This is a genomic window from Coprococcus sp. AM11-30B (genome assembly GCF_027674365.1).
Taxonomy (GTDB): Bacteria; Bacillota; Clostridia; order Lachnospirales; family Lachnospiraceae; genus Allocoprococcus; species Allocoprococcus comes.
In genome coordinates this window covers 1-924 of record NZ_JAQDVB010000060.1, presented here as the reverse complement: position 1 = coordinate 924, position 924 = coordinate 1, and the positions used below count along the sequence as shown (strand labels likewise).

The 924-nt window shown below is 38.9% G+C and carries 2 protein-coding genes; one reads left to right on the top strand and one right to left on the bottom strand.

Annotated features, from left to right (window positions below):
* Positions 1–118: 118 nt before the first annotated feature.
* Positions 119–349: a helix-turn-helix domain-containing protein gene (locus PGU50_RS17935; RefSeq protein WP_004843519.1), complete on the bottom strand. Its 231-nt coding sequence runs from the start codon at positions 347–349 to the stop codon at positions 119–121.
* Positions 350–520: 171 nt separating this feature from the next.
* Here PGU50_RS17935 and PGU50_RS17930 point away from each other — a divergent pair.
* On the top strand, positions 521–924 hold a 404-nt coding region (locus PGU50_RS17930; RefSeq protein WP_270247658.1), incomplete at its 3' end, for a helix-turn-helix domain-containing protein.

Below are 924 nucleotides of genomic sequence, written 5' to 3'. Positions count from 1 at the left end.
CAAACATAAGTTCTCGGTTGCGTATCAGAAGAAGCACATGGTATAATCTTCTTGCGTGTAGGTATATCATGGCTTCGGTCTGATAGAACCTTTGGCGGTTTCTTCGGAAGCCGCCTTTTTAATTTGCCGCAGTTCTTGTTACGGCTTTTACATTTCCTCTATCCCTCAAATCACGACCTTCATTCGCTTCCATAAACATTTCCAGAATATCGGTTTTAATCAGGACTTTGCGACCAACCTTTAATACTGGAAGTTTCTTCCATTCTACAAGCTGTCTTAAGGTATTTCTGCCGATTCCCGTATAATCAGCAGCTTCTTCGATGGATAATGCAATTTTTCTTTGCGTCATATAATCACCTCCTTATAAATTGCATTATGCAATTCTTGTGATGTAAGTATATCCTTTCCAAATCTTTTTGTCAAGCGTTACGAAATATTAAAAATAATTTTTATATTGCATATTGCAATTTCAGAAAAACAATGCTATAATTCATACATACCGAAAAAGGAGGCAGTCAGCATGAAAGATAAAGAACTACGCAAGCTGATAGGCAGCAGAATAAAACAGCGCCGTCTGGAATTGAATCTGACACAGCCTTATGTCGCAGAAAAGATGGGTGTTACCGCTTCTACAATCCTGCGTTATGAGAATGGTTCGATTGACAATACGAAAAAAATGGTGCTGGAAGGTCTTTCGGAAGCACTCCATGTATCCGTGGAATGGCTCAAAGGGGAAACAGATGAATATGAAACCGACATTACGGATAAGAGAGAATTACAGATTCGTGATGCGATGGGAGATATTCTGGAACAGTTACCGCTTGCCCTTACCAAAGAAGAAGATGCTTTTTCAAAAGATTTATTACTGCTGATGTTAAAACAATATGGTCTGTTTTTGGATTCCTTCCAGTTCGCCTGCAAAAA

Bases quoted from the DNA above. Each gene is read 5' to 3' on its own strand.
- PGU50_RS17935 (WP_004843519.1), bottom strand. From the start codon at position 349: ATGACGCAAAGAAAAATTGCATTATCCATCGAAGAAGCTGCTGATTAT.